Origin of the sequence: Burkholderia sp. IT-111MI5, assembly GCF_949752865.1 — a bacterium.
Lineage (GTDB): Bacteria > Pseudomonadota > Gammaproteobacteria > Burkholderiales > Burkholderiaceae > Burkholderia > Burkholderia pyrrocinia_C.
Window position 1 is genome coordinate 19769 of the sequence record NZ_CATKIF010000016.1, and the last position, 25877, is coordinate 45645.

Sequence of the window (25877 nt, forward strand, 5' to 3'; positions counted from 1 at the left end):
GATTAGACGCCGGCGAACCGGCCGGGACCGGTTAGCGCCCGTGTTCGGAAATCGTGCGGTCTTCGTGTGATTCAGCGGACGCGCCGTCGAGTGCGCCGTTGGGTAACATCGCGCTGGGAAGGTGTTCCGCGGAGGCAATCTCTGCGATGGCGGCACGCAACGCGTCAAGACCCTGACCGGTGCGTGCGCTCAAAAAGACGCGCGAAATATTACCATATTCGTCCCGCTCGACCGCGTCGCCGCGGGCCGCCAGCTCGGGCACGGCGTCGATCTTGTTGAACACCAGCACCTGCCGGATCGTGTCCGCGCCGATCTCGTGCAGCACGCCGTTAACCTGCTCGATCTGCTCGAGCCTGACCGCACTCGATGCATCGACCACGTGCAGCAGCAGATCCGCGTGGATCGTTTCCTCGAGGGTCGCGCGAAACGCCGCGACGAGCTGGTGAGGCAGCTCGCGGATGAACCCGACCGTATCCGACACGACGATCTGGCCGACCTGGTCGCCGAGGTACACGCGCCGCGACGTCGTATCGAGCGTGGCGAACAGCTGGTCGGCCGCGTAGGCCTGCGCTTTCGTCAGCGCATTGAACAGCGTCGACTTGCCCGCGTTCGTATAGCCGACCAGCGACACCGACATCGTGCCGCTGCGCGCGCGCTGCCTGCGTTGCGTGCTGTGTTGCCGGCGCAGCCGGTCGAGCCGCGACTTCAGCATCTTGATGCGCTCGCCGATCAGCCGGCGGTCGGTTTCGAGCTGGGTTTCGCCGGGGCCGCGCAGGCCGATACCACCCTTTTGCCGTTCGAGGTGGGTCCAGGCGCGAATCAGCCGCGTCGACAGGTATTGAAGCTGCGCGAGCTCGACCTGCAGCTTGCCTTCATGGCTGCGGGCGCGCTGCGCGAAGATATCGAGGATGAGGCTCGTGCGATCGACGACCCGCCTGTTAAGTGCCCGCTCCAGATTACGTTGCTGGGCCGGCGCCAGTGCGTGGTTGAAGATGACGATTTCGACGTTGTGCGTGTCGCAGGCAAGCCGCAGTTCATCGGCTTTGCCGCTGCCGATGAACATCGCGGCATCGGGACTGGCGCGACGACCTGTGAGGGTGACGGCGGGACGGGCCCCCGCGCTGGAGGCGAGAAGACTGAGTTCTTCGAGACTGGCTTCGAAATCGGTCTTGCCGAAATCGATGCCGACGAGCGCTGCGTTGATCAAATTATCGGGTGTCAAGATAAGGCGGCTGGCATCGGTCGCTCGCGGCGACCGGATGCCGGCCGCTGCGATAGGTTAGGACGAAGCTTCCGCGTCCGGGTGGAAATTCACCGGGCGCGCCGGCACGACCGTCGAGATGGCGTGCTTGTAGACCATCTGGGTCACCGTATTACGGAGCAACACGACGTACTGGTCGAACGATTCAATGTTCCCTTGGAGCTTGATGCCGTTGACGAGGTAGATCGAAACGGGAACGTGCTCTTTGCGCAGTGCGTTCAAAAACGGGTCTTGTAACAATTGCCCTTTGTTGCTCATGGCGTACTCCATCTTTTTTTGCAGGTTGATCTGGATTGGCGGGGAAGAAAAAGAGATCCGGCGCCAATCGCTACACTATAGCCGATTTTGCCTGCCCCGCCCGTGGCATAGGCCTTGCGGCCTATCCCTTGCGGGACGCGTGTAACAGGCGTGCTTCAGCCCTTGTCCGCGTACGGATTGTTCGACGAACGGAACTCTATGCGCAATGGAGTCCCGGTCAGCGAGAAAGTTTCGCGGAACCGGTTTTCCAGGTAGCGCTTGTACGTTTCCGTCACGGCGTCGAGCGCGTTGCCGTGGATCACGATGATCGGCGGATTCTGGCCGCCCTGGTGCGCGTAGCGCAGCTTCGGACGCACCGGGCCGCGACGGCGCGGCTGCTGGAACTCGACGGCCTCGATCAGCGCGCGCGTGAGCTTCGGCGTCGGCAGCTTCGCCATCGCCGCCGCGTACGCGTCGTCGACCGAGCGCATCAGCGTGCCGATGCCCGTCTTCTTCGCGGCCGAAATGAAGTGCGATTTCGCGAAGTCGAGGAATTTCAGCTTGCGGGTCAAATCCGCTTTCGCACGATCGCGTGCGTGCTCGTCGAGCCCGTCCCACTTGTTGACGCCGATCACGAGCGCGCGGCCCTGCTCGACGACGAAGCCGGCGATGTGCGCGTCCTGGTCGGAAATGTCCTGCTGCGCATCCAGCAGAAGAATGACGACATTAGCGTCGGAAATCGACTGCAGCGTCTTCACGACCGAGAACTTTTCGATCGCTTCGAACACCTTGCCGCGGCGCCGCAGGCCGGCCGTGTCGATCAACGTGTATTTCTTGCCGTTGCGCTCGAAGTCGACGTAGATCGAATCGCGCGTGGTGCCCGGCATGTCGAACGCGATCACGCGGTCCTCGCCGATCAGCGCGTTCACGAGCGTCGACTTGCCGACGTTCGGCCGGCCGACGATCGCGATCTTGATGCCGCGCGACGGGTCGTTCTCGTCTTCCTCTTCGGGCTGGTCCCTGTATGCGACTTCCAGCGCCTCGTTGATCATGTCGGTCACGCCGTCGCCGTGCGCGGCCGAGATCGCGCGCGGGTCGCCGAGCCCGAGCTCGTAGAAGTCTGTCGCGACCGCCGTGTACTTCATCCCCTCGGCCTTGTTGACGACGAGAAAGATCGGCCGGCCGGTCTTGCGCAGGTAGTCGGCGATCGACTTGTCCTGCGGCGCGAGCCCGTTGCGGCCGTCGACGATGAACACGACGACGTCGGCCTCTTCAACCGCCTGCCGCGTCTGGCGCGCCATCTCGTGCAGGATGCCGTCCTTCGCGACGGGTTCGAAGCCGCCCGTATCGACGACCAGGTACGGCCGCTCGCCGACGCGCCCTTCGCCGTAATGGCGATCGCGCGTCAGGCCCGGCAGGTCGGCAACCAGCGCATCGCGCGAGCGCGTGAGCCGGTTGAACAGCGTGGATTTCCCCACATTGGGGCGCCCAACGAGGGCAATGACCGGTTTCATCTATGTTTTCTACGGTGAAGCGCAGCAGCGGGAGGCCCGCTGCTGCGGGCGGCTGCGCTGAATGAAAATATCACGAATTCGCGCCGCGCCGGATGCGCGCGCCGGGCGCGCGTTGCGCGCCGTCGTCTTTCGTCTCGAACTGCCTTTCAAATACCGAGCGGCCGGGAACACCGGCCGCCTTCATGTCGCGCGGCAAGGGCGCGCGGGACAAGCCCGCCGCACCGCGGCCGCGCATGTTTCGTGCGCGTCAGCGCGGACGGAATCCGTACAGGCCGCCGTCCTTCGTCTGCACGACGAGCGTATTGCCCGCGAGGACCGGTGCAGCCGTAATCGCGCTGCCGTCGGTCTTCATTCGCGCGATGAAGCTGCCGTCTTCGCGCGACAGGAAGTGCACGACGCCCTGGTAGTCGCCCATCACGAGCGCATGCCCGAGCAGGTACGGCACGCCGACGTCACGGCTCTTCAGCTTGTCGTTGCGCCAGAGCTGGTTGCCCGACGCCGCGTCGTACGCCGTCACGACCGACCAGTCGTCGCCGCCGGCGACCACCGAATCGTCCTGTGCGAGGCCGCTGCGGCTCGAGAACGCCTTTTCCCACAGCGGGCGGCCCGAGTTTGCATCGAAGCAGCCGAGCTGACCCTGGAACGTCACCGCGCAGGCTTCCGCGCCCACGAGCGTCGGCGGACCGCTGACGTCGTTGATGCGCTCGACTTCGGTCACGCCCTTCGGAAACGACACGGGCGTCTGCCAGAACGGCTCGCCCGTCTGCAGGTTGATCGCGACGAGACCGCCGCCCGGGAAGCCCGCCAGCACCGCCGCGTCGCCCGCGAACGTCATGCCGGCCGACACGCGCAGGTTCAGCGGCACCGCGCGGTTGCGGTAGTTCCACTTCTGCTCGCCCGTCTGCGCGTTGAAGGCGATCACCTGCCCGTCGATCGTGCGGACGACCACGAGGCCGTTGCCGACGAGCGGCGGCGAGAAGATCTCGCCCTGCACGCTGGTCTTCCACAGTTGCTTGCCGTCCGGGCCCAGCACGAACACGCCGCCCTTCAGTGCGCCGACCGCGGTCAGGTTGCCGTCGCTGCCGACACCGGCCGACAGGTCCGAATCGACCTTCGAGCGCCAGACCGTCTGGCCCGTCTTCGCGTCGATCTTCTCGACCGAACCGTTTTCGCCCGCCGCATAGACGGCGTCGCCAACGGCCACCGGCGAGAACAGGTAGCGTCCGCCCTTGCCGACGCTCGCCTTCCAGACCTGTTGCACGTCCATCACGGGCTTGAACTCGGTGAGCGGCGTCGGCACGCGGCGCGCATCCTTCGACGACGAGCAGGCCGCCAATGCCAGGACAGCCGCCGCGCAGGCAACGGGCACAGCGTAACGTTTCAGCAAATTCATCGGTTAGCGAAGCAGAGTTAAGAGGTTGAGGGGACCGGGGTTCAGCCGCCGAGCGCGTCCAGCTTGAACTGCACGAGCTGGCGCGCGGACTGGTCGTCCTTCGACAGGCCGTCGAGCGCCAGCTTGTAAGCGGCGCGCGCATCGTCGATCTTGCCTTGCGTGGCAAGCAGATCGCCGCGGCGATCGGCCACGAGGCCCTTGAATGCATCGAGCGGCGTACCCGACAGCAGCGCGAGGCCCGCGTCGTATGCCTTCTCGTCGAGCAGCAGCGATGCGAGACGCAGCTTCGCGATCTGCTTGTACTCGTCGTCCTTGGCGTGATCGACGGCCCATTGCAGCTGCGCCTTCGCGCCTGCGGAGTCGCCGGCCGCGTACAGCACCTTCGCGGCCGCGAGCGCCGTCATCTGCGCATACGGCGTGCTGCCGAACTTGTCTTCCATGTCGGCGGCCGCGCGAGCCATCGTCGCCTTGTCGTTCGCGGCGGCGGCCTTCTGGACTTGCTCGTACAGCCCGGACGCCTCGGCAGCCTGACGGCGCTGCCAGTAGTTCCAGCCGTTGAAACCGGCCGCGACGACGAGCGCCGCGAGCACGATCCACGTGGTCAGGTTGCCCCAGCGGGCCCACCACGCCTTGACACTTTCAATCGATTCTTGTTCGTCGTGATAACTCATCGGCGAGCGATTCCTTCCTGTTCAGGCCTTTCTTGTCGAGCGATTGCCAGCGCGATCAGTCGTCGCCGTCTTCGGCGGATGCAACCATCGCATTGATTAGGAATTCGGTCAAGCTTTCGACCGGTACGGTCTGCTGAACGTTCTTTTCCCCGTCTTCGCCTGCACCGCGCAGTGCTTTCACGCCCACCGTGCCGTTCGCGACCTCTTCTTCGCCGAAGATCACCGCGAATGCCGCGCCGCTTGCATCGGCCCGCTTCATCTGCGACTTGAAGCTCGCCGGCGCGCCGTCGGCGCTGCAGTGGAAGATCACGTCGAGGCCCGTGTCGCGCAGGCGCTCCGCCGCGATGAACGCCTGTTCGCGGGCGGTCTCGCCCTGGTGCACGACGTACACGTCGACGCCTTCCTGCTCGGGCGCCAGATCCTCTTCCTTCAGCAGTTCGAGGATGCGCTCGATGCCCATCGCCCAGCCGCACGCGGCGGTCGGCTTGCCGCCGAGCTGCTCGATCAGCGGATCGTAGCGGCCGCCGGCCGCGACCGTGCCCTGCGCGCCGAGCTTGTCCGTCACCCACTCGAACACGGTCAGGTTGTAGTAGTCGAGGCCGCGCACGAGACGCGGGTTGATCTTGAACGGAATGTTGTTCGCGAGCAGCAGGCGCTGCAGCCCCTCGAAGTGCGCGCGCGATTCGTCGCCGAGGAAGTCGATCAGCTTCGGCGCATTCTGCGCGATCTCCTGCAGCGCGGGATTCTTCGTGTCGAGCACGCGCAGCGGGTTCGTATACAGGCGGCGCTGCGCTTCGGCGTCGAGCGCGTCGACGTGCTGCTCGAGATACTTGATCAGCTCGACGCGGTGCGCGGCGCGTTCTTCGGCGAGGCCGAGCGAGTTGATCTCGAGCTTGATGCCGGTCAGGCCGAGGTCGTCCCACAGGCGCTGACACATCATGATGATCTCGGCATCCGCATCGGGCCCCGCGAAGCCGAGCGCCTCGACGCCGACCTGGTGGAACTGGCGGTAGCGGCCGCGCTGCGGACGCTCGTGGCGGAACATCGGGCCGATGTACCACAGGCGCTTCGGGCCGTCGTACAGCATGTTGTGCTCGATCGACGCGCGCACGACGGCCGCGGTGTTTTCCGGGCGCATCGTCAGGTTCTCGCCGTTCAGCGCGTCGGTGAAGCTGTACATCTCCTTCTCGACGATGTCGGTAACTTCGCCGATGCCGCGCGTGAAGAGCTGCGTGTGTTCGACGATCGGCGTGCGGATGTTCTGGTAGCCGTATGCGCGCAGCAGCGATTTCACGGTGGCTTCGAAGAATTCCCACAGGCCGGCATCCTGCGGAAGGATGTCGTTCATGCCCTTGACGCCGGTGAGCTTCTCGATCTTGCGTTTCTGTTCAGTCATCGTGTGTGTTGACGAATTAGTTCACTGCCGCGTCGGCGCGGCCATAGTTGCGTGCGACGTAGTCGCTGACGATCTGCTGGAATTCCTCGGCGATCCGCTCGCCGCGCAGCGTCTTGACCTTCTCGCCGTCGACGAAGACGGGCGCGGCCGGGTTTTCGCCCGAACCCGGCAGGCTGATGCCGATGTTCGCGTGCTTCGATTCGCCCGGGCCGTTGACGATGCAGCCCATCACCGCGACGTTCATCTTCTCGACGCCCGGGTACTCCTTGCGCCAGACCGGCATCTGCTCGCGCAGGTAGGTCTGGATCTGCATCGCGAGTTCCTGGAACAGCGTGCTCGTCGTACGGCCGCAGCCCGGGCACGCGATCACCATCGGCGCGAACGAGCGCAGGCCCATCGTCTGCAGGATTTCCTGGCCGACGATCACCTCGCCCGTGCGCGACGCGCCCGGTTCCGGCGTCAGCGAGATGCGGATCGTGTCGCCGATCCCTTCCTGCAGCAGCACGCCGAGCGCAGCCGTCGATGCGACGATGCCCTTCGAGCCCATGCCGGCCTCGGTCAGCCCGAGGTGCAACGCGAAGCCGCAGCGGCGGCCGAGTTCGCGGTACACGGCAATCAGGTCCTGCACGCCGCTGACCTTGCACGACAGCACGATGCGGTCGCGGCCGAGACCCAGCTCGACTGCACGCTCGGCCGAGCCGATCGCCGACTGGATCAGCGCCTCGTACATCACGCTTTGCGCGTCCCACGGCTGCGAGCGCGCGCCGTTCTCGTCCATCATGCGCGCGAGCAGGTCCTGGTCGAGACTGCCCCAGTTCACGCCGATCCGCACCGGCTTGTCGTACTTGGCCGCGGCCTCGATCATCTGCGCGAACTGCGTATCGCGCTTCGCGCCCTGACCGACGTTGCCGGGGTTGATCCGGTACTTCGACAGCGACTCCGCGCAGCCCGGGTAGTCGCGCAGCAGCAAGTGGCCGTTGTAGTGGAAATCGCCGACGAGCGGTACGGTCACGCCCATCCGGTCGAGCTGCTCGCGGACCGCCGGCACGGCAGCCGCGGCCTCGGGCGTGTTGACCGTGATGCGCACCAGTTCCGAGCCCGCGTTCGCGAGCTCCTTGATCTGGATTGCCGTGCCGATCGCGTCGGCCGTGTCGGTATTCGTCATCGACTGCACGCGCACCGGCGCGTCGCCGCCGATCGTCACGAGCTGCCCGCCCCAGCGGACATCCACCGCATGCGACACGCGGCGGGGCTGATGCCCGCCGAACACCGGCTCGGTTGAACAAATCTGACTGCTGCGTGGGGATTGAGCTTCGGATTGCATCGATAGATCCATTTACGCGGAATGCGCCGCAACGCGGCGCATGAATTGAAAAAGCGCCGTGTCCTCACGGCCTGCCGATATCGACGACAGGCCTTCGCCACGGCGCTTGACGTCAGGGCAACGTGAACCGCGCCACATTACCCCGCGCTGCCGAATATTTTGCCGGATCGACAGGTTTTCCGTCGAACGCGACCGCATCGAGGCCTGCCTTGTTGCCGATCGTGACCTTGAACGGCCCGTCGCCAGCGACCTGCTTCGTCTCGCCGGCCCGCACCAGTGCCGAGAACAGCTCCTTGCCGTTCTTGTCGCGCACGCTGAACCAGCAATCCTGCTTGACCTTCAGTTCGACCATCGACTGGCCAGCCGCAACCACGACGCTCGCCGGCTCGGCCGGCGCAGCGGCACTCGCGGCCGTCGCTGCCACGACAGGTTGCGATGCAGCCGACGCCGCGACCGGTGTCACGGGCGCCGGGACAGCAGACGCAATCGCCTGCGCCGGGGCGGCGGATGCAGCGGCCGGGGCCGGAACCTCATTGGCTGCTACGACCGACGCGCCGCTCGCGGCCGCCTCTTCGACGGAAGACGACGATGCCGCCGACGCGCTCGCAGCCGACGCATGTTCCGCGTCGCCGCCCTTGAAGCGCGCGAGCAGGCTCGACGAATCGCCGCCAGTGTGCCACATCAGTACGGCAACCACTGCGACGACGACGATCGCCGTTCCCCACAGCCACGGGTGGTGGTGCGACGAGCCGCCCAGCGGAATCGACACGCGGCCGCGCGGCAGATCCGTCCCCGACGACGCGGGCATCGACAGATCGACTTCCGGCACCCCGCGCTCGCGGCGCAGCGCCTGCGCGAACGGCTCCGGATCGACGCCGAGCATCTTCGCGTAGCTGCGCACGACACCGAGCGCGAACGTCACGCCAGGCAAATGACTGATGTCGCCGGCCTCGAGCGCCCGGAGCTTCTGCGGTGCGACCTTGAGCCGCGCCGATACGTCGTCGACCGTCCAGCCCTTTGTCTCCCGAAGCTGCGCCAGCCGGCTGCCGACCGCCGCCAGCGATTCCAGTCCCGCCGGTGCCGGTCTTGCGGCATTCGTCTCTGCGCCGTTAGTCGGCTGCGGCTCACTCATCCTTGTCCTCGCGTCGATTCTTCTTCACTGGCGGCCGCCGCCGGCTCCCGCCGGCCTGCACCCGCAACTGTTCATACCATGCGCGGCGCCGTGGCGCCGCGACCGATCGCTATTCGCGTGTTGTACCGCCAAGAGGTTCGGGCATCCCCGGCTAGGCGCCCCCGTCAAACTGCCCGAACTTCGATGATTTTTGCTGCTGCGCCCGTTCGTTCCGCGAGGCGCGTGCGGTCCTTCACCGCGCCGGCCAGCTGGCCGCACGCGGCATCGATATCGTCACCGCGCGTCTTGCGCACGGTCGTGACGACACCCGCGTCGATGAGGACCTGTGCAAAGCGCTTGATCTGCTCCGGCTTCGAGCGGATGAGGCCCGATTCCGGGAACGGATTGAACGGGATCAGATTGAACTTGCACGGCACGTCGCGCGTGACGGCCAGCAGTTCGCGCGCATGCGCTTCGGTGTCATTGACGCCGTCGAGCATGCAGTATTCGAACGTAATGAAGTCGCGCGGCGCGACTTTCAGATAGCGCTGGCACGCGGCCATCAGCTCGCGAAGCGGATACTTCTTGTTGAGCGGCACCAGCTCGTCGCGCAGCGCATCGTTCGGCGCGTGCAGCGAAACGGCCAGCGCGACCGGCAGCTCGGCGCCGAGGCGGTCCATCATCGGCACCACGCCGGACGTCGACAGCGTGACTCGGCGGCGCGACAGGCCGTACGCGTTGTCGTCGAGCATCAGCCGCATCGCGGGCACGACCGCGCTGTAATTCAGGAGCGGCTCGCCCATGCCCATCATCACCACGTTGGTGACGACCCGTTCGGCCTTGCCGTTCGGGCCGGGCGCGCGGCCCAGCGACGCTCGCAATGCAAATTCGGCCATCCGCAGCTGGCCAATGATTTCGGCTGTCGACAGGTTGCGGGAAAAGCCCTGCTTGCCCGTCGAACAGAAGCGGCAGTTGACCGCGCACCCGGCCTGCGACGACACGCACAGCGTGCCGCGCGTCTCTTCCGGGATGAACACGGTTTCCACCGCATTGCCGTTTCCGACGTCGATCAGCCACTTGCGCGTGCCGTCGGTGGAAACGTGATCGCTGGCGATATCCGGCATCAAGATCGACGCTCGGCCCTTGAGTTTCTCCCTCAGGGACTTCGCGAGATCGGTCATGCCGTCGAAATCGCCGGCGTTGTATTGGTGGATCCAGCGCTGCAACTGCTTGGCGCGGAACGGCTTCTCGCCGAGGCTGCCGCAGTACGCGACAAGACCCTCGGCATCGAAGTCGAGAAGATTGACGGAAGTTTCGCTCGTCATGATGTGCTGCCTTGCCGCGTGCGCTGAATCCTGCCTACCTGCTGCCAGCCAGAGCTTAACGCGAGTAAACGTTCATTTCCGGGAAGAAGAACGCGACTTCGACGGCAGCCGTTTCAGCTGCGTCCGAGCCGTGCACGGCGTTCGCGTCGATGCTGTCGGCGAAGTCGGCGCGGATCGTGCCCTTTTCCGCCTTTTTCGGATCCGTCGCGCCCATCAGGTCGCGGTTCTTCAGGATCGCGCCTTCACCTTCCAGAACCTGGATCATCACCGGGCCCGAGATCATGAAATCGACGAGATCCTTGAAGAACGGACGCGCTGCGTGAACCGCGTAGAACTTCTCTGCGTCAGCACGCGACAGGTGTGCCATGCGCGATGCGACGATCTTCAGGCCGGCGCCTTCGAAACGGCTGTAGATCTGGCCGATCACGTTCTTTGCCACCGCATCCGGCTTGATGATCGACAGGGTGCGCTCGATTGCCATAAAAACTCCAAGAAATTAAGAAGTTACAGGTTCAAATGAATCCGCTATTGTAGCACGATCCCGTGTATCATTGCGATTGAACCCTTACACACGTGAAAGGTTCCGAATCCATATGTTTTGCGCCGCGCAGCCATTGAAACCTCGCGGCGCGGAACGTATCTTAGCCATAGCTGCTCCGGTTTGCTGCGCCGCACACCGCGCGCGCCGAACCGGCCCCGGACGCCCACGCGTTCCATGTTAGGAGAAACCATGAACGACTATCCGTACAATTTCGGTCGCGGCGGTTCCGTCAGCACCGCCGAGGTTCGCAACCGCGTGCTGCGGAACACGTACTGGCTGCTCGCGCTATCGATGGTGCCGACCGTGCTGGGCGCCTGGGTCGGCGTCACGACGGGCTTCTCGCTGTTCGCGGCCACGAGCCCGATGATGAGCCTGCTTGCGTTCTTCGCGATCGCGTTCGGCTTCATGTTCGCGATCGAGCGGACGAAGAACAGCGCGGCCGGCGTGTTCGTGCTGCTCGGCTTCACGTTCTTCATGGGCCTGATGCTGTCGCGGCTGCTGAGCTTCATCCTCGGTTTCTCGAACGGCCCGTCGCTGATCATGCTCGCGTTCGGCGGCACCGGCATCATCTTCGCCGCGATGGCGACGATCGCCACCGTCAGCAAGCGCGATTTCTCGGGGCTCGGCAAGTGGCTGTTCATGGGCGTGATCGTGATCCTGCTCGCGTCGGTCGCGAACATCTTCCTGCAGCTGCCGGCGCTGATGCTCACCGTGTCGGTGCTCGCGATCGCGATCTTCTCCGCGTACATGCTGTTCGACGTCCAGCGCGTCGTGAACGGCGGCGAGACGAACTACATCTCGGCGACGCTCGCGATCTACCTCGACCTGTACAACGTGTTCACGAACCTGCTCGCGCTGCTCGGCATCTTCGGCGGCAACCGCAACTGACGTCCGCCACGCACCATGAAAAAACCGGCCCGAGGGCCGGTTTTTTTACGTCCGCCGCCCGGCTCAGTCGCGCTCGAACAGCGCGATCGATTCGACGTGCGACGTATTCGGGAACATGTTCACGACACCGGCGCCCTTCAGCCGGTAGCCGGCCTCGTGCACGAGCAGGCCCGCGTCGCGCGCAAGCGTCGACGGGTTGCACGACACGTAGACGATCCGCTTCGGCAGCGGGCCTTCGCCGCTTTGCGCGATCTCGGCCAGCGCCTTCGACACCGCGAGCGCGCCTTCGCGCGGCGGATCGATCAGGAACTTGTCGAATGCGCCGAGCGCGCGGAGGTCGTCGCCCGTCACTTCGAACAGGTTCCGGCATGCGAACGTCGTATGGCCGTCGACACCGTTCTCGCGCGCATTCGCGAGCGCGCGCGTCGTCAGCGTTTCGCTGCCCTCGATACCCATCACCTCGCGCGACAGGCGCGCGAGCGGCAGCGTGAAGTTGCCGATCCCGCAGAACAGGTCGAGCACGCGGTCGTCGCGCGACGGCGCGAGCAGGCGCAGCGCGCGGCCCACCAGCACGCGGTTGATCTGATGGTTGACCTGCGTGAAGTCGGTCGGCTTGAACGGCATGCGGATGCCGAACTCCGGCAGCGTGTAGTCGAGCGACACGTCGAGCGGATAGAACGGCGTCACCGTGTCGGGGCCCTTCGGCTGCAGCCAGAACTGCACCTTGTGCTCGTCCGCGAACGCGCGCAGCAACGCTTCGTCGTCCGCGTTGATCGGCTCCAGCACGCGCAGCACGAGCGCCGTGACCTCCGAGCCGACCGCGAGCTCGATCTGCGGCATCCGATCGCGGATCGACAGCCCCTCGACGAGCCGGCGCAGCGGCACCAGCATTGCCGACACGTGCGGCGGCAGCACTTCGCAGCTCGTCATGTCGGCAACGTAGCTGCTCTTTTTCTCGTGGAACCCGACCAGCACGCCACCCTTCTTCGCCACGTTGCGCACGGTCAGGCGCGCACGGTAGCGATAACCCCACGACGGGCCGTGGATCGGCGCGAACATCGTTTCCGCCCGCAGCTTCGCCAGGTGCCACAGGTTGTCTTCAAGCACGCGCTGCTTGACCGCCACCTGCGCGCGCATGTCGAGATGCTGCATCGAGCAGCCGCCGCAGGTGCCGAAGAACTTGCATTTCGGCTGCGTGCGCATCACGCTCGGGCGCAGAATATCGACAACCGTCGCCTGCTCATAGCTCGGCTTGCGGCGGTAGCTCGAATAGGTCACACGCTCGCCGGGCAGCGCGCCCTCGACGAAGATGACCTTGCCCGGCTCGCCGTCCTCGGTCACCGTGCGGCCGACACCGCGCGCTTCCATGTCGAGCGATTCGATCTCGAGAACCGGGGCGATCCCGGGCGCGACGGGCGCATTTTTCGATTTGCGCGCAGAAGTGGGGACGGCTTCGGACACCAGCTTTTCCTGACAAACGTTGAAGAAGGCGAGATTGTAGACGACGAAGGCCCGCATCGGGCAAGCGCCGACACTTAAGCATAGACGGCCCCGCATTGCGCCGGGACGGCCACGCGAATAGCTCAGGAACGCCCGCAGCCGGCGGGATGCGAACCAGTCAGGAGAGGCCGGGAACCCGAGATCCGCCCGACAGGAGATTCGACCATGCAATTGATCGACTGGAACATCCAATGGGGTCGGGACGCCAACGGCGTTGTCGACCTTTCGCGCACCGTCGCGACGATCCGCCGGCTCGGCGATTTCGACGTGCTGTGCCTGCAGGAAGTCACGCGCGGCTTCGGCGCACTGCCCGGCCGGCCCGGCCCCGACCAGTTCGTCGAACTCGCGGCACTGCTGCCCGGCTATACGATCGTCGAAGCCATCGGCGCGGACCTGCCGGCCCTCGAACCCGGCGCACCGCGCCGCCAGTTCGGCAATGCGATCGCGACCCGGCTGCCGGTCGGGCGCGTGCTGCGCCAGTTGCTGCCGTGGCCGGCCGACGCCGACGCGCCGTCGATTCCGCGCATCGCGCTCGACGTCGAGCTGCACGCGCCGTTCGGCTCGCTGCGCGTGGTCACCACGCACCTCGAATACTATTCGGCGCGCCAGCGGCTTGCGCAGGTCGACGCACTGCGCGACCGGCATCGCGAGGCCTGCGCGCACGCGGAACGGCCCGCGCCCGCCGAAACTGCCGAGGGGCCGTTCAGCGCGACCGGCCAGCCGTGCGACGCGATCGTCTGCGGTGATTTCAACAGCGCGTTCGGCAGCGATGCGTACCGGCGCTTCCTGGAACCGATCGCCGACGCCCCGCACTTCGTCGACGCATGGGTCGCGCGGCATCCCGGCAGCACGCCGCCGCCGACGGCCGGCGTCTACGATACGGTGCAATGGTCGGAGGGGCCGCTCGCGTGCGACTTCGTGTTCGTGACCGATACGCTGCTGCCGCGCGTCATGCGCTGCGAGATCGACGGCGACGTGCGCGCGTCGGACCACCAGCCGGTGCTGCTCGAACTCGCCTGATCGTGCCGGCTGCGTAGCGCGGCGCCGCCCGCCCGCGCTACGCGGCGAAGCCGGCCAGGTATTCGGTCCAGTGCGACGCCGGTTCCTGCGCGAGCGCGTTCTTCACGAGCAGGATCTCGTCCGCATACTCGCTCTGCGTCAGGCCGCCGCGCATCAGCTGGAACCGGCAATACAGCAGGTACGTATTGACGACGTCGGTCTCGCAATAATTGCGAATTTCCTCGATCCGGCCGTCCTGGAACGCCGGCCACACCTGGCTGCCGTCCATCCCGAGCTTGCCCGGAAAGCCGCACATCTTCGCGAGCGCGTCGAGCGGCGCGTTCGCGCGCGCCTGATACATCGCGAGCACGTCCATCAGGTCGGTATGCCGCGAGTGATAGCGCGAGATGTAGTTGTTCCACTTGAACTCGCGGTCGTCCTCGCCGAGATCCCAATAGCGGGTCGCGGGGATACCGTGCACGAGCGCGCGGTAATGGAGCACCGGCAGATCGAAGCCGCCGCCGTTCCACGACACGAGCTGCGGCGTGTATTTCTCGATCACGCGGTAAAACGACTGGATCAGCGTCGCTTCGTTGTCCTGCGGCGTGCCGAGCGAGCGGACGCGAAAGCCGTTGTTGTCGCGGAACACGCACGAGATCGCCGCAATGCGCTGCAGGTGATGCGGCAGGAAATCGCCGCTGGTCTTCTCGCGCCGTGCGGCGAACGCATGTTCGGCCACGGCGGCATCGTCGAGCGTCGCCGGCAGGTCTTCCAGACGGCGAATGCCGTCGACATCGGGAATCGTCTCGATGTCAAAAACAAGAATCGGAGTCATCGGTTACAGAACGGCGTCCTTGCGCACGCCGTTGGAGGCGAAAAACCGCTTGAGGCGCACCAGCGCTTCCTGCTGGATCTGCCGCACGCGCTCGCGCGTGAGCCCCATCTCGTCGGCGAGCTCTTCGAGCGTCGCCGGTTCGATGTGGTTCAGGCCGAAGCGGCGCTCGATCACGTGCCGATGCTTGTCGGACAGCCGCGACAGCCACGCGCGCGTCAGCGTCTCGAGCTCGCGGTGCTGCACCTCGGCGTCGGGCGACTGGCTCTGGTCGTCGGGCAGCAGGTCGAGCAGGCTGCTCGCGGGATCGAGGTCGAGCGGCGCGTCGAGCGACGCCGTGTGCTCGTTGAGCGCGAGGATGTCGGTGACTTCCTCGGCGGTCTTGCCGGTGAGATAGGCGATGTCGTCGATGCTGGCTTCGCGGCGCTCGGCCGCCTCGCCCGTCGACATCGAATTCTTTTCGAGGTGGCGCTTCGCGCGCAGCACCTGGTTCAGTTCACGGATCACGTGCACAGGCAGGCGCACCGTGCGGGCCTGGTTCATGATCGCCCGCTCGATGCTCTGCCGGATCCACCAGGTCGCATAGGTCGAGAAACGGAAACCGCGCGTCGGGTCGAATTTCTCGATCGCGTGCATCAGGCCGAGGTTGCCCTCCTCGATCAGGTCGAGCAGCGGCACGCCGCGGTTCAGATACCCCTTGGCGATGCTGACGACCAGACGCAGGTTGCGCTCGATCATCACCTGCCGCGCCTCGAATTCGCCGGCCTTGGCGAGCCGGGAATAGCGCTGCTCTTCCTCGACGGTCAGCAGCGGCTTCACGCTGATGCGGTTCAGGTAATGCTGGATCGTGTCGGCCGTGAGCTCGGCCTGCAGCAGCGTGCGGAAATCGTCGACGTCGGGCGCGGCTTCCGCGCGGCCTTCGCGCTCGTCGTCGCCACCGTCCGCCTCGGCGTCGCGCGCCTCGAGATCTCGTTCGTTTTCCGCGACGTCGTCGTCATCGTCCGTCGAAGCGCCAGCTCGCCCCGCCGATGCTTGCGTGGCACGACTGATCTTCTCAGACTCGGCTTGCGGCTCGTGGCGCTTCGATTTCGGCATGGTCGTCTCGGTTATTGAGGCGGCAAATACTTCAGCGGATCGACAGGCTTACCCTGCCGGCGAACCTCGAAATGCAGCATCACGCGGTCGGCATCGCTGTTACCCATCTCGGCGATCTTCTGCCCCTTCGTTACCGCGTCCCCCTCTTTTACCATCAAAGCGCGATTGTGTGCATACGCCGTGAGGTAAGTTGCATCGTGTTTGATGATAATGAGGTTGCCGTAGCCACGCAGGCCGTTGCCCGAGTAGACGACGCGGCCGTCGGCCGCCGCCTTCACGGCCTCGCCGGCCGTGCCGCCGATGTTGACACCCTTGTTCTTCGCGTCGTCGAACCCGTTCAGCACCGGGCCGCGCGCGGGCCACGCGAACGTCACGGGGCCGCTCGGGGCCGCCGCCGTATCGCTCGACCCGGTGGCCGCAGCCGGCGGCGTTGCGAGCGTGGACGACGTGCCGGCGGCCGGCGTCGCGGGACCGCTGCTGAGCGGCGCAGTCGCGACGGCGGCGCCCGCGATCGGAGCGGCGGCCGGTACGCCCGCAGCCGGTACGCCCGCAACCGCAGCGCCGCCCGGCGGCGCAACGCGCAGCAACTGGTCGACTTCGATCTGGTTCGGGTTCGTCAGGTTGTTCCACGACGCGATGTCGCGATAGTTCTGCCCGTTCTCGAGCGCGATCCGGTACAGCGTGTCGCCCGGCTTCACCCGGTAGTAACCCGGCGGCGGCGGCCCGAGCGGCACTGCGGGCTGCGCGGCGGCCGTCGTGCCGAGCGACCCGGAGCGGTCGACGACGGGCGCGTTGTCGAGCCGCGTCGCACAGGCGGCCAGTAGCGTGGAGAACGCAGCCACACAGATCGCGCGCTGGGCGAACGTGAGCGGTTCCCTGGATCGGTTGTTTTGCATCGCGCGCAACATACTCATCGGTTTCAAATCACTCCGGATTTTAAAGGGACAAAGAAAACGCGATCAAGCCGGGACTCTCGCCATTGCGCGTGCGCGACGCGCTCGACGAGCGTGAGCACCTGGTGCTGCCCGCTCTGCGCGCCGACCGGCGCGACGAGCCGCCCGCCGATCGCAAGCTGCTCGAGCAGCGCCTGCGGCACGTCGAGCCCCGCCGCCGCGATCACGATCGCGTCGAACGGGGCCGCGGACGGCAGGCCGACACGCCCGTCGCCGTAGTGCAGACGGATGTTCGGCACGCGCAGCGGGCGCAGGTTCAGCTTCGCGCGCTCGTAGAGCGGCTTGATGCGTTCAATCGAATACACGTCGCGTGCCACGTGGCTCAGCACGGCGGCCTGGTAGCCGCAGCCCGTGCCGATCTCGAGGACGCGCTCGAGCGTGCGGCCGGCCATCGCGAGCTCGATCATGCGCGCGACGACCGACGGCTTTGAAATTGTTTGCTGATGGCCGATCGGCAACGCCGAATCTTCATAGGCCTGCGTCGCAAGCCCAGGATCCACGAACATGTGGCGCGGCACCGCGGCCATCGCATCCAGCACGCGCGCGTCGGTCACGCCGTTCGCGCGCAGCCGTTCGACCATCCGCTCGCGCACGCGTTCCGACGTGAGCGCGAACGCGCCGGCCGGCGCGACGCTCGGCGCGGCCGGCTTCGGCAGCGCAGGCTTCGACGCGGTCGGCTTCGGCGCGGTCGCAGGCTTCGCGGCGGCGGAACCGGACAGCGGCGCCCGCCCGGCAGCCGGCTTTACCGCAACCGGTTTCAGCACGGCTGCGGGCTTGTCGGCGGCCTTCGGCACCGCGACCGCCGCATGGCGTTCGCCGGCCCGACCTTCCGATTTGCGTGGCGCTCGCTTGAGATCTTCGAGCGCGAGCGGGAACCGCTTCGCGCGCTCGCCGCTCATGAAGCCCGCCCTCCGGCGCGCGCCCATTCGCGCGTCGCGGGCAGCATCTGCGTATGCGTGAGGTCGAGTTGCAGCGGCGTGATCGACACGAAACCGTTTGCGACGGCGTGGAAATCGGTGCCCTCGCTCGCGTCCAGCGCCGCGCCCGCCGCCCCGATCCAGTAGACCGGCTCGCCGCGCGGGTCGGTCTGGCGAATCACCGGCTGCGACGGATGACGCTTGCCGAGGCGCGTGACCTTCCAGCCCTTCAGTTCGTCGTAAGGCAGGTTCGGAATATTGACGTTCAGCAGCGGCTGACCCGGCAGCGGATTCGCGAGGAAGTGCTCGACGATTTCCGCGGCGACGCGCGCGGCGTCCGCCAGATGGGTCCAGCCCTTGTCGGCCAGCGAGAATGCGATGGCGGGAACGCCGAACATGATGCCTTCGGTGGCCGCTGCAACTGTCCCCGAATAGAGCGTGTCTTCGCCCATGTTCTGGCCGTTGTTGATCCCCGACACGACGAGGTCAGGCCTCGCGTCGGCCATCCCCGTCAACGCGACGTGCACCGAATCGGTCGGCGTGCCGTTCACGTAGAAGAAACCCGTACCCGTCGCGCGCTGCACCGACAGCGGCCGCCACAACGTGAGGGAATTCGATGCGCCGCTGCAGTTCTGCTCGGGCGCGATCACCGTGAGTTCGGCCAGCGGCTGCAGCGCTTCGCCGAGCGCGGCGAGACCGGGGGCGAGATAGCCGTCGTCGTTGCTGAGTAGGATTCGCATCCGGCGATTGTAACCGAGGAAAGATGGCGCGAGAGCGACAGTCCGGCGGCCGCGGACGGGCGATTGCGCACGGTGCGCCGCCGCATCGAGCGGCGGTGTTCTGCGTTCAGATCGCGCCCGCGTCGCGCAGTGCGGCAATCGCCTGCGCGTCGTAGCCGAGGCCGCGCAGCACCTCGTCCGTATGCTCGCCGAGCTCAGGCCCGAGCCAGCGCGTTTCGCCCGGTGTGTCCGACAGCTTCGGCGTGATGTTCGGCAGCGGAATGTCGGTGCCGTCGGCGAGCTTGAAGCGCTGGATCATCTGCCGCGCGACGAACTGCGGATCGGTGAACATGTCCGCTGCGCTGTAGATGCGCCCGGCCGGCACGTCGGCCGCATTGAGCACGACAAGCGCATCGTCGATCGTGCGCGGCGCGAGCCACTCGGCAATCGCGTCGTCGATTTCCTGCGTACGCGGCACGCGCCCGTCGTTGCGCGCGAGCGCGGGATCGTCGGCGAGGTCGTCGCGCTCGATCGCCTTCATCAGCCGCTTGAAGATCGGGTCGCTGTTGCCGCCGATCACGATGCTGCCGTCGCGGCACGCATAGGTATTAGACGGAACGATGCCCGGCAGCGACGCGCCGGTGCGCTCGCGCACCATCCCGTACACGCCGTATTCGGGCACCACGCTTTCCATCATGTTGAATACGGCTTCATACAGTGCAACGTCGACCACCTGCCCCGCGCCGCCGTTGACCTTGCGGTGATGGAGCGCCATCAGCGCGCCGATCACGCCGTGCAGCGCGGCGATCGAATCGCCGATCGAGATGCCGATGCGCGGCGGCGGCAGGTCGGGATAGCCGGTGATGTGGCGCAGCCCGCCCATCGATTCGGCGATCGCGCCGAAGCCGGGCCGATCGCGGTACGGGCCCGTCTGCCCGTAGCCGGACAGGCGCACCATCACGAGGCCCGGGTTGTCGGCCGACAGCACGTCGTAACCGAGCCCGAGCTTTTCGAGCAGGCCCGGACGGAAGTTCTCGATCACGATGTCGGCCTCGCCCGCGAGCTGCCGCGCGATGGCCTTGCCGGCATCGGATTTCAGGTTGAGCGTGACCGATTTCTTGTTGCGCGCCTGGACGGACCACCACAGCGACGTGCCACCCTGCTCCGGATGGAGCTTGCGCCACTTGCGCAGCGGGTCGCCACCGTTCGGATCCTCGATCTTGATCACTTCCGCGCCGAATTCGGCGAACAGCCGCGACGCGAACGGCCCCGCGATCAGCGTTCCGAATTCGAGCACTTTGACGCCCGCGAGCGGGCCCTGGCTGGTGCTCATGTGTCTCCCTGGCATGAGGAACGGCGCCGCCGGCAGGCGGCGCCCGGCTTACATCGTGCGGCGGTCGAGCATCGCGCGGGCGATGGTGCCCGCGTCGACGTATTCAAGCTCGCCACCCACCGGCACGCCGCGCGCGAGGCGCGTGACCGCGAGGCCGCGCGCCTTCAGCGTCTGGCCGAGGTAGTGCGCGGTGGCTTCGCCCTCGTTCGTGAAGTTGGTCGCGAGCACGACTTCCTTCACGATTCCGTCCGACGCGCGCCGCACGAGGCGGTCGAAATGGATTTCCTTCGGACCGATCCCGTCGAGCGGGCTCAGTCGCCCCATCAGCACGAAATACAGCCCGCGGTAAGTCATCGTCTGCTCGAGCATGATCTGGTCGGCAGGCGTCTCGACGACGCACAGCAGCGTCGGATCACGCTCTTCGTCGCTGCAGACCTCGCAGATCTGTGCTTCGGTGAACGTGTTGCACTTCTCGCAGTGCTGCAGGTGCTCGGTCGCGAACAGCAGCGACCGGCCGAGCCGCTCCGCGCCCTCGCGGTCGTGCTGCATCAGGTGGACCGCCATGCGCTGCGCGGATTTCGGCCCGACGCCGGGCAGCACGCGCAGTGCTTCGACGAGAGCGGACAGGGCGGACGGCTGTTTCATACGGCGGCAAACAGTGGCAAGGACGCCGCGCTCAGAACGGCAGCTTGAAACCCGGGGGCAGCGGCAGGCCCGACGTCATGCCGCTCATCTTTTCCTGCGACGTCGCTTCGGCCTTGCGCACGGCATCGTTGAACGCAGCCGCGACGAGATCCTCGAGCATGTCCTTGTCGTCCGCGAGCAGGCTCGGGTCGATCGACACGCGACGCACTTCGTTGCGGCACGTCATCGTCACCTTGACGAGGCCCGCCCCCGACTGCCCTTCGACTTCGATCAGCGCAAGCTGCTCCTGCATCTTCTTCATGTTTTCCTGCATTTGCTGCGCTTGCTTCATCAGTCCGGCGAGGTTGCCTTTCAACATGGGAATACTCCTTCTTTCTTGATCGTGTGAAAACCGGCACGCCGAGCGTGCCGGTCAGTGTGTGCGGGCGTGATTGTGCCTGTCGCGGTGCAGTCAGTTCAATGCAGCGTCGGCGGCGGGCCGTCCGGCGCAGAATCGGCGAGCGGACGCACCGAGCCCTCGACGATGCGCGCACCGAAGTCGCGCACGAGCTGCTGGACGAACGGGTCGCCGTGAATCTCCTGCTCGGCCTCGCGCTGGCGCGCCGCGCGCGCGGCCGCATCGAGCGCCGCCGCCGTGCGTCGTGCAGGCCCGACCTCGACCGCCACTTCGACCGGCTTGCCGAGCGCATCGGCCAGCGCGGCCTTCAGCTTCGCGACCTGCGCGGCGTCCGCGTACTGCGGCACCGGCACGGAAAGTTTCAATGTCGTCGCATCGACGGCCGTCAGTTCGCTGTTGAACGCGAGCTGGTATGCGACGCCCTTGAGCGGCAGCCGCGCGGCCAGCGCCGGCCATTCGCCGTCGAAACCGACCGGATCGAGCGCGATCGCGGGCGGCAACGGCCGCGTGTCGACCGGTGCGGCCGGACGCGCTTCCGCCAGCTGCGGCGCCACGCGCACATCGTCGGGACCGCTGTCGAACACGGGGACGAAGCCATCGTCGGGCCCGCCGAACATCTCGTCGGCGCTGAGCGGCACGTAGTCGTCCGGCGGGATGTCCTCCCACGGCGGCGAAGCCTGGCGCGAATCGGCCGACTGCGGCGCACGGGCGGCAGCGCGCGGCGTCGGCACCTGCACGGCTGGACGCGGCGCGGCCGGCTTCTCGGCGGCCGGCTGGACCGCCGGCTTCGGGGCAGCGCCTGCCCGCGCACGGTCGGACGACACGCGCATCCCTGCGTTGCGCAGCACGTCGAGCGCGGCGGCGGCACCGCCTGCGCGCGATGCCGGACGCGCGGCGGGCTCGGGCGGCGCAGCACGCGGCACCGGTTCGGCCGGCGCAACCGGTTCGTCGTTTCGTTGCGCAACGGCAGCAGCGGCAGGTAGCTCGGGTTCCTTGCGGGCCGGCGGCGGCATATCGCCGGCCGGCGCCGCATTCGCTTCCGGCTGCGGCGCCTCGACAACTTGTGCATCAACCGGAGCCGGCGTGGATGCCTGAGCCGCAGCCGGCTTCACGGCCGGCCGGCTCGCTTCGGCGCCGGACTGCGCCGGCGCTGAACGCACGACCGGCGCAACGGGGGCAGCCGGTGCGGCAGCCTGCGGACGCACTGCGTCGGCGGCGGCAGCCAGTACCGGCTTCGCCGCAGCGGCCGAAGCCGCGGCAGCGCGCGGGCCCGGCACTGCACGCGGCACGGACGGCTGACCGCCCGGCGCACTGCCGGCGGCAACGGCCGGCTCGAACGCGAGCATCCGCAGCAGCGTCATCGTGAAACCGGCGTATTCGTCCGGCGCGAGGCCGAGCTCCGCGCGGCCGACCGTCGCGATCTGATAGAACAGCTGAACCTGCTCGGGACTCAGCGTCTCCGCGAAGCGGCGCAGGTCGGACGCTTCCGGCCATTCGTCGAGCACCGAGCCCGGCGCGAACTGCGCCCACGCAATCCGGTGCAGCAGGCTCGCGAGATCCTGCAATGCGGTCGAGAACGACAGGCTGCGCAGCGACATCTCGTCGGCAATCGCGAGGATTTCCGGGCCGCCGCCGGCCGCGAGCGCGTCGAGCAGGCGCACCATGTAAGTCTGGTCGAGCGCGCCGAGCATGCCCGACACGGCCGACTCGGTCACCTCGTTCGCCGAATAGGCGATCGCCTGGTCGGTGAGCGACAGCGCGTCGCGCATGCTGCCCTGCGCGGCACGCGCGAGCAGGCGCAGCGCCTGCGGCTCGAACGTGATCTGCTCTTCGCCGAGGATCCGTTCGAGATGCGACACGATGTGCCCGGCCGGCATCTGCTTCAGGTTGAACTGCAGGCAGCGCGACAGCACGGTGACGGGAATTTTCTGCGGATCGGTCGTCGCGAGGATGAACTTGACGTGCGGCGGCGGCTCTTCGAGAGTCTTCAGCATCGCGTTGAACGCGTGGTTCGTCAGCATGTGCACTTCGTCGATCATGTAGACCTTGAAGCGCGCATCGACGGGCGCGTACACCGCGCGCTCGAGCAGCGCGGCCATTTCGTCGACGCCGCGGTTGCTCGCGGCATCCATCTCGACGTAATCGACGAAACGCCCCTCGTCGATCTCGCGACAGGCACGGCACACGCCGCACGGCTGCGACGTGACGCCGGTTTCACAGTTGAGTGCCTTCGCGAAGATCCGCGACAGCGTCGTCTTGCCGACACCGCGGGTTCCGGTAAACAGATAGGCGTGATGGAGACGCCCGCCGTCGAGCGCGTGCGTAAGCGCCCTGACGACGTGCTCCTGGCCGACGAGCGAAGCGAAATCCTTCGGACGCCACTTGCGTGCGAGAACTTGATAGGTCATCGGGAAATTGTATCAGTAACGCTGCGTTGCGCCGACACGCGAAACGGTGCGAAAGACGGGCAAAGTGCAGGTAAAACGGAGTGTGACGCGGAAATAAAAAACGCCCTGCGAACGGGGCGAGAAGGAAGGTGACGAGCCCGACCCTCGGCACTGGCGGAAAACGATTGTGGCTGCTTCGTTCCCGACCTGACCAGGTTCACCGCCCCACCATGCGAGGAGGCCCGTCACGGCATATTCTATCACCGCTTGCGGATGAATGCGACCGTTTGTTCGCACCAATGCGAACAACCCTGCCAGCCGGCGCGTGTCCGGCGCCCGGAATCGCTACATATATGCCACCCCCTTGTAATTCGCGAGCCGGCCTCCACCTGCAGGGCACAACGGTCGAACGTCGCGTCGTACCCCTACTCGCGTAGCGGCTACTATCGCTGCCCGCAGCAGATAGCAATTTAGGCTAATATGACGCCCGAACGACCCGCGAGCCGCGGCATGCAGCGCTTACGCCCCTCCTTTCCGGGAGCGGAGTGACCTGCCGCAGCGGCCGGCAGCCTACGGCGGCCGGTACGCCGCAACGCGCAAGCAGGCAGTCCCCGAACCGTAAGAGGTATTGACCCAATGAGCGAACAGATCAAACACATCAGCGACGCATCGTTCGAACAGGACGTCGTCAAGTCCGACAAGCCCGTGCTCGTCGATTTCTGGGCCGAATGGTGCGGCCCGTGCAAAATGATCGCCCCGATCCTCGACGAAGTCGCGAAGGACTACGGCGACAAGCTGCAGATCGCAAAGATCAACGTCGACGACAACCAGGCCACGCCCGCGAAGTTCGGCGTGCGCGGCATCCCGACGCTGATCCTGTTCAAGAACGGCGCGGCCGCCGCGCAGAAGGTCGGCGCGCTGTCGAAGTCGCAGCTCACCGCATTCCTGGACAGCCACCTGTAATACCGGCAGTTCCGCGGACGTGTTGTCAACCGGCAACACGTCCGTCGTCAAGCCGCCGATCGGCCGCTCAAGCGCGAATCGGCCTATGCTAGAATTAAAAAACGTCTACAAGACGCATTTAAGTCTCTGAGCGCCTCCGCTCGCCCTCCTCCCTTATTTCTTTCGTCGCTTCTCCTCCCTGGCGGGTTCTCCGTATGCATTTATCCGAGCTCAAGTCTCTGCACGTGTCCGAACTGATCGAAATGGCCAATGGCCTCGAGATCGAAAACGCGAACCGCCTGCGCAAGCAGGAGTTGATGTTCGCCATTCTTAAAAAGCGCGCCAAGACGGGAGAGACGATCTTCGGCGACGGTACGCTCGAAGTGCTGCCGGACGGCTTCGGCTTCCTGCGCTCGCCGGAAATGTCGTACCTCGCGAGCACCGACGACATCTATATCAGCCCGTCGCAGATCCGCCGCTTCAACCTGCACACCGGCGACACCATCGAAGGTGAAGTCCGCACGCCGAAGGACGGCGAGCGCTACTTCGCGCTGGTGAAGGTCGACAAAGTCAACGGGCAGCCGCCCGAGGCCTCGAAACACAAGATCATGTTCGAGAACCTCACGCCGCTGCACCCGAACAAGCCGCTGTCGCTCGAGCGCGAAATGCGCGGCGAGGAAAACGTCACGGGCCGCATCATCGACATGATCGCGCCGATCGGCAAGGGCCAGCGCGGCCTGCTCGTCGCGTCGCCGAAGTCGGGCAAGACCGTGATGCTCCAGCACATCGCACACGCGATCAAGCAGAACCACCCGGACGTGATCCTGTTCGTGCTGCTGATCGACGAGCGCCCTGAAGAAGTGACCGAAATGCAGCGCTCGGTCGCCGGCGAAGTGATCGCATCAACGTTCGACGAACCGGCCACGCGCCACGTCCAGGTCGCCGAAATGGTGATCGAGAAGGCCAAGCGCCTCGTCGAAATGAAGCACGACGTCGTGATCCTGCTCGACTCGATCACGCGCCTCGCACGCGCATACAACACCGTGATCCCGGCATCGGGCAAGGTGCTGACGGGCGGTGTCGACGCCAACGCGCTGCAGCGTCCGAAGCGTTTCTTCGGTGCTGCGCGCAACATCGAGGAAGGCGGCTCGCTGACGATCATCGGCACCGCGCTGATCGAAACCGGCAGCCGCATGGACGACGTGATCTACGAAGAGTTCAAGGGCACCGGCAACATGGAAGTGCACCTCGAGCGCCGCCTCGCGGAAAAGCGCGTGTATCCGTCGATCAACCTGAACAAGTCGGGCACGCGTCGCGAGGAAATGCTGATCAAGCCCGAGATCCTTCAAAAGATCTGGGTGCTGCGCAAGTTCATCCACGACATGGACGAAGTCGAGGCAATGGAATTCCTGCTCGACAAGATCCGCCAGACGAAGAGCAACTCCGAGTTCTTCGATCTGATGCGCCGCGGCGGCTGATCGCCCCGCCCCGCAACGA

24 protein-coding genes and 1 other RNA gene are annotated in these 25877 nt (G+C 66.2%); 4 read left to right on the plus strand and 21 right to left on the minus strand.

Annotated features, from left to right (window positions below; all coding sequences use genetic code 11):
* Nucleotides 1-31: 31 nt before the first annotated feature.
* From hflX to ndk, 10 genes are all read right to left on the minus strand, one after another.
* On the minus strand, nt 32-1207 hold the full coding sequence (gene hflX, locus ACM6JT_RS16750; protein WP_414856896.1) for a GTPase HflX: 1176 nt from the start codon (nt 1205-1207) through the stop codon (nt 32-34).
* Nucleotides 1208-1279: 72 nt separating this feature from the next.
* Nucleotides 1280-1519, minus strand: coding sequence for an RNA chaperone Hfq (gene hfq, locus ACM6JT_RS16755; protein WP_006399927.1), 240 nt, complete (start codon nt 1517-1519; stop codon nt 1280-1282).
* A gap of 155 nt (nt 1520-1674) precedes the next feature.
* A complete protein-coding gene (gene der, locus ACM6JT_RS16760) occupies nt 1675-3012 on the minus strand; it encodes a ribosome biogenesis GTPase Der (protein ID WP_051983718.1) in 1338 nt (445 codons plus the stop codon).
* A 247-nt stretch (nt 3013-3259) separates the two neighbouring features.
* Nucleotides 3260-4405 (minus strand): outer membrane protein assembly factor BamB, encoded by a 1146-nt coding sequence (gene bamB, locus ACM6JT_RS16765; RefSeq protein WP_034181285.1) that lies wholly within the window; start codon nt 4403-4405, stop codon nt 3260-3262.
* A gap of 41 nt (nt 4406-4446) precedes the next feature.
* The gene (locus ACM6JT_RS16770) at nt 4447-5076 is read right to left on the minus strand and encodes a tetratricopeptide repeat protein (RefSeq protein WP_414856885.1); all 630 of its coding nucleotides are present in this window, start codon (nt 5074-5076) and stop codon (nt 4447-4449) included.
* Between the two features lie 55 nt (nt 5077-5131).
* Complete coding sequence (gene hisS, locus ACM6JT_RS16775) at nt 5132-6472, minus strand: histidine--tRNA ligase (protein ID WP_034181283.1); 1341 nt, start codon at nt 6470-6472, stop codon at nt 5132-5134.
* A gap of 16 nt (nt 6473-6488) precedes the next feature.
* On the minus strand, nt 6489-7796 hold the full coding sequence (gene ispG / locus ACM6JT_RS16780; protein ID WP_034181398.1) for a flavodoxin-dependent (E)-4-hydroxy-3-methylbut-2-enyl-diphosphate synthase: 1308 nt from the start codon (nt 7794-7796) through the stop codon (nt 6489-6491).
* A 112-nt stretch (nt 7797-7908) separates the two neighbouring features.
* Nucleotides 7909-8928 carry a helix-turn-helix domain-containing protein gene (locus ACM6JT_RS16785; protein WP_105392272.1) on the minus strand — a complete coding sequence of 340 codons (1020 nt, stop codon included), beginning with the start codon at nt 8926-8928 and terminating at the stop codon, nt 7909-7911.
* A 164-nt stretch (nt 8929-9092) separates the two neighbouring features.
* Nucleotides 9093-10232, minus strand: coding sequence for a 23S rRNA (adenine(2503)-C(2))-methyltransferase RlmN (gene rlmN, locus ACM6JT_RS16790; RefSeq protein ID WP_414856886.1), 1140 nt, complete (start codon nt 10230-10232; stop codon nt 9093-9095).
* 55 nt (nt 10233-10287) lie between these two features.
* A complete protein-coding gene (gene ndk, locus ACM6JT_RS16795) occupies nt 10288-10713 on the minus strand; it encodes a nucleoside-diphosphate kinase (RefSeq protein ID WP_011352265.1) in 426 nt (141 codons plus the stop codon).
* Between the two features lie 249 nt (nt 10714-10962).
* On the opposite strand from ndk, the gene ACM6JT_RS16800 reads away from it, so the two are divergent.
* Nucleotides 10963-11661: a Bax inhibitor-1/YccA family protein gene (locus tag ACM6JT_RS16800; RefSeq protein WP_034181280.1), complete on the plus strand. Its 699-nt coding sequence runs from the start codon at nt 10963-10965 to the stop codon at nt 11659-11661.
* Nucleotides 11662-11724: 63 nt separating this feature from the next.
* Here the strand turns inward: ACM6JT_RS16800 and rlmD are convergent, their stop codons facing one another.
* The gene (gene rlmD / locus ACM6JT_RS16805; protein WP_414856887.1) at nt 11725-13179 is read right to left on the minus strand and encodes a 23S rRNA (uracil(1939)-C(5))-methyltransferase RlmD; all 1455 of its coding nucleotides are present in this window, start codon (nt 13177-13179) and stop codon (nt 11725-11727) included.
* Nucleotides 13180-13326: 147 nt separating this feature from the next.
* On the opposite strand from rlmD, the gene ACM6JT_RS16810 reads away from it, so the two are divergent.
* Entirely contained in the window at nt 13327-14181 is an 855-nt protein-coding gene (locus ACM6JT_RS16810) for an endonuclease/exonuclease/phosphatase family protein (RefSeq protein ID WP_414856888.1), read from the plus strand.
* 37 nt (nt 14182-14218) lie between these two features.
* On the opposite strand, the gene ACM6JT_RS16815 is transcribed toward ACM6JT_RS16810, so the two are convergent.
* From ACM6JT_RS16815 to ffs, 10 genes are all read right to left on the minus strand, one after another.
* A complete protein-coding gene (locus ACM6JT_RS16815) occupies nt 14219-14995 on the minus strand; it encodes a 3'-5' exonuclease (RefSeq protein ID WP_414856889.1) in 777 nt (258 codons plus the stop codon).
* 3 nt (nt 14996-14998) lie between these two features.
* A complete protein-coding gene (rpoS, locus tag ACM6JT_RS16820) occupies nt 14999-16087 on the minus strand; it encodes an RNA polymerase sigma factor RpoS (protein ID WP_034181276.1) in 1089 nt (362 codons plus the stop codon).
* An 11-nt stretch (nt 16088-16098) separates the two neighbouring features.
* A complete protein-coding gene (locus tag ACM6JT_RS16825; protein WP_034181275.1) occupies nt 16099-17001 on the minus strand; it encodes a peptidoglycan DD-metalloendopeptidase family protein in 903 nt (300 codons plus the stop codon).
* A gap of 5 nt (nt 17002-17006) precedes the next feature.
* Nucleotides 17007-17939 carry a protein-L-isoaspartate(D-aspartate) O-methyltransferase gene (locus tag ACM6JT_RS16830; RefSeq protein WP_034181397.1) on the minus strand — a complete coding sequence of 311 codons (933 nt, stop codon included), beginning with the start codon at nt 17937-17939 and terminating at the stop codon, nt 17007-17009.
* Nucleotides 17936-18697: a 5'/3'-nucleotidase SurE gene (surE, locus tag ACM6JT_RS16835; protein ID WP_131947885.1), complete on the minus strand. Its 762-nt coding sequence runs from the start codon at nt 18695-18697 to the stop codon at nt 17936-17938. Before surE ends, ACM6JT_RS16830 begins: the two co-directional genes overlap by 4 nt.
* Before the next feature lie 106 nt (nt 18698-18803).
* Nucleotides 18804-20009 carry a CaiB/BaiF CoA transferase family protein gene (locus ACM6JT_RS16840; protein ID WP_105392274.1) on the minus strand — a complete coding sequence of 402 codons (1206 nt, stop codon included), beginning with the start codon at nt 20007-20009 and terminating at the stop codon, nt 18804-18806.
* A gap of 48 nt (nt 20010-20057) precedes the next feature.
* On the minus strand, nt 20058-20654 hold the full coding sequence (gene recR, locus ACM6JT_RS16845) for a recombination mediator RecR (protein ID WP_034181272.1): 597 nt from the start codon (nt 20652-20654) through the stop codon (nt 20058-20060).
* Nucleotides 20655-20685: 31 nt separating this feature from the next.
* Nucleotides 20686-21012: a YbaB/EbfC family nucleoid-associated protein gene (locus tag ACM6JT_RS16850; RefSeq protein WP_006482124.1), complete on the minus strand. Its 327-nt coding sequence runs from the start codon at nt 21010-21012 to the stop codon at nt 20686-20688.
* Between the two features lie 98 nt (nt 21013-21110).
* Nucleotides 21111-23459: a DNA polymerase III subunit gamma/tau gene (locus ACM6JT_RS16855; protein WP_414856890.1), complete on the minus strand. Its 2349-nt coding sequence runs from the start codon at nt 23457-23459 to the stop codon at nt 21111-21113.
* A gap of 127 nt (nt 23460-23586) precedes the next feature.
* An RNA gene (gene ffs, locus ACM6JT_RS16860) (signal recognition particle sRNA small type) lies at nt 23587-23685 on the minus strand.
* A 389-nt stretch (nt 23686-24074) separates the two neighbouring features.
* Here ffs and trxA point away from each other — a divergent pair.
* Nucleotides 24075-24401: a thioredoxin TrxA gene (gene trxA / locus ACM6JT_RS16865; protein ID WP_006402348.1), complete on the plus strand. Its 327-nt coding sequence runs from the start codon at nt 24075-24077 to the stop codon at nt 24399-24401.
* Nucleotides 24402-24595: 194 nt separating this feature from the next.
* Nucleotides 24596-25858, plus strand: a complete 1263-nt coding sequence (gene rho / locus ACM6JT_RS16870; protein WP_006478662.1) for a transcription termination factor Rho — start codon at nt 24596-24598, stop codon at nt 25856-25858.
* Nucleotides 25859-25877 lie beyond the last annotated feature (19 nt).

Coding starts and splice junctions, on each gene's coding strand:
- hfq (WP_006399927.1), bottom strand. CDS start 1,519: ATGAGCAACAAAGGGCAATTGTTACAAGACCCGTTTTTGAACGCACTG.
- der (WP_051983718.1), bottom strand. CDS start 3,012: ATGAAACCGGTCATTGCCCTCGTTGGGCGCCCCAATGTGGGGAAATCC.
- bamB (WP_034181285.1), bottom strand. CDS start 4,405: ATGAATTTGCTGAAACGTTACGCTGTGCCCGTTGCCTGCGCGGCGGCT.
- ACM6JT_RS16770 (WP_414856885.1), bottom strand. CDS start 5,076: ATGAGTTATCACGACGAACAAGAATCGATTGAAAGTGTCAAGGCGTGG.
- hisS (WP_034181283.1), bottom strand. CDS start 6,472: ATGACTGAACAGAAACGCAAGATCGAGAAGCTCACCGGCGTCAAGGGC.
- ispG (WP_034181398.1), bottom strand. CDS start 7,796: ATGCAATCCGAAGCTCAATCCCCACGCAGCAGTCAGATTTGTTCAACC.
- ACM6JT_RS16785 (WP_105392272.1), bottom strand. CDS start 8,928: ATGAGTGAGCCGCAGCCGACTAACGGCGCAGAGACGAATGCCGCAAGA.
- rlmN (WP_414856886.1), bottom strand. CDS start 10,232: ATGACGAGCGAAACTTCCGTCAATCTTCTCGACTTCGATGCCGAGGGT.
- ndk (WP_011352265.1), bottom strand. CDS start 10,713: ATGGCAATCGAGCGCACCCTGTCGATCATCAAGCCGGATGCGGTGGCA.
- ACM6JT_RS16800 (WP_034181280.1), top strand. CDS start 10,963: ATGAACGACTATCCGTACAATTTCGGTCGCGGCGGTTCCGTCAGCACC.
- rlmD (WP_414856887.1), bottom strand. CDS start 13,179: ATGCGGGCCTTCGTCGTCTACAATCTCGCCTTCTTCAACGTTTGTCAG.
- ACM6JT_RS16810 (WP_414856888.1), top strand. CDS start 13,327: ATGCAATTGATCGACTGGAACATCCAATGGGGTCGGGACGCCAACGGC.
- ACM6JT_RS16815 (WP_414856889.1), bottom strand. CDS start 14,995: ATGACTCCGATTCTTGTTTTTGACATCGAGACGATTCCCGATGTCGAC.
- rpoS (WP_034181276.1), bottom strand. CDS start 16,087: ATGCCGAAATCGAAGCGCCACGAGCCGCAAGCCGAGTCTGAGAAGATC.
- ACM6JT_RS16825 (WP_034181275.1), bottom strand. CDS start 17,001: ATGAGTATGTTGCGCGCGATGCAAAACAACCGATCCAGGGAACCGCTC.
- ACM6JT_RS16830 (WP_034181397.1), bottom strand. CDS start 17,939: ATGAGCGGCGAGCGCGCGAAGCGGTTCCCGCTCGCGCTCGAAGATCTC.
- surE (WP_131947885.1), bottom strand. CDS start 18,697: ATGCGAATCCTACTCAGCAACGACGACGGCTATCTCGCCCCCGGTCTC.
- ACM6JT_RS16840 (WP_105392274.1), bottom strand. CDS start 20,009: ATGAGCACCAGCCAGGGCCCGCTCGCGGGCGTCAAAGTGCTCGAATTC.
- recR (WP_034181272.1), bottom strand. CDS start 20,654: ATGAAACAGCCGTCCGCCCTGTCCGCTCTCGTCGAAGCACTGCGCGTG.
- ACM6JT_RS16850 (WP_006482124.1), bottom strand. CDS start 21,012: ATGTTGAAAGGCAACCTCGCCGGACTGATGAAGCAAGCGCAGCAAATG.
- ACM6JT_RS16855 (WP_414856890.1), bottom strand. CDS start 23,459: ATGACCTATCAAGTTCTCGCACGCAAGTGGCGTCCGAAGGATTTCGCT.
- trxA (WP_006402348.1), top strand. CDS start 24,075: ATGAGCGAACAGATCAAACACATCAGCGACGCATCGTTCGAACAGGAC.
- rho (WP_006478662.1), top strand. CDS start 24,596: ATGCATTTATCCGAGCTCAAGTCTCTGCACGTGTCCGAACTGATCGAA.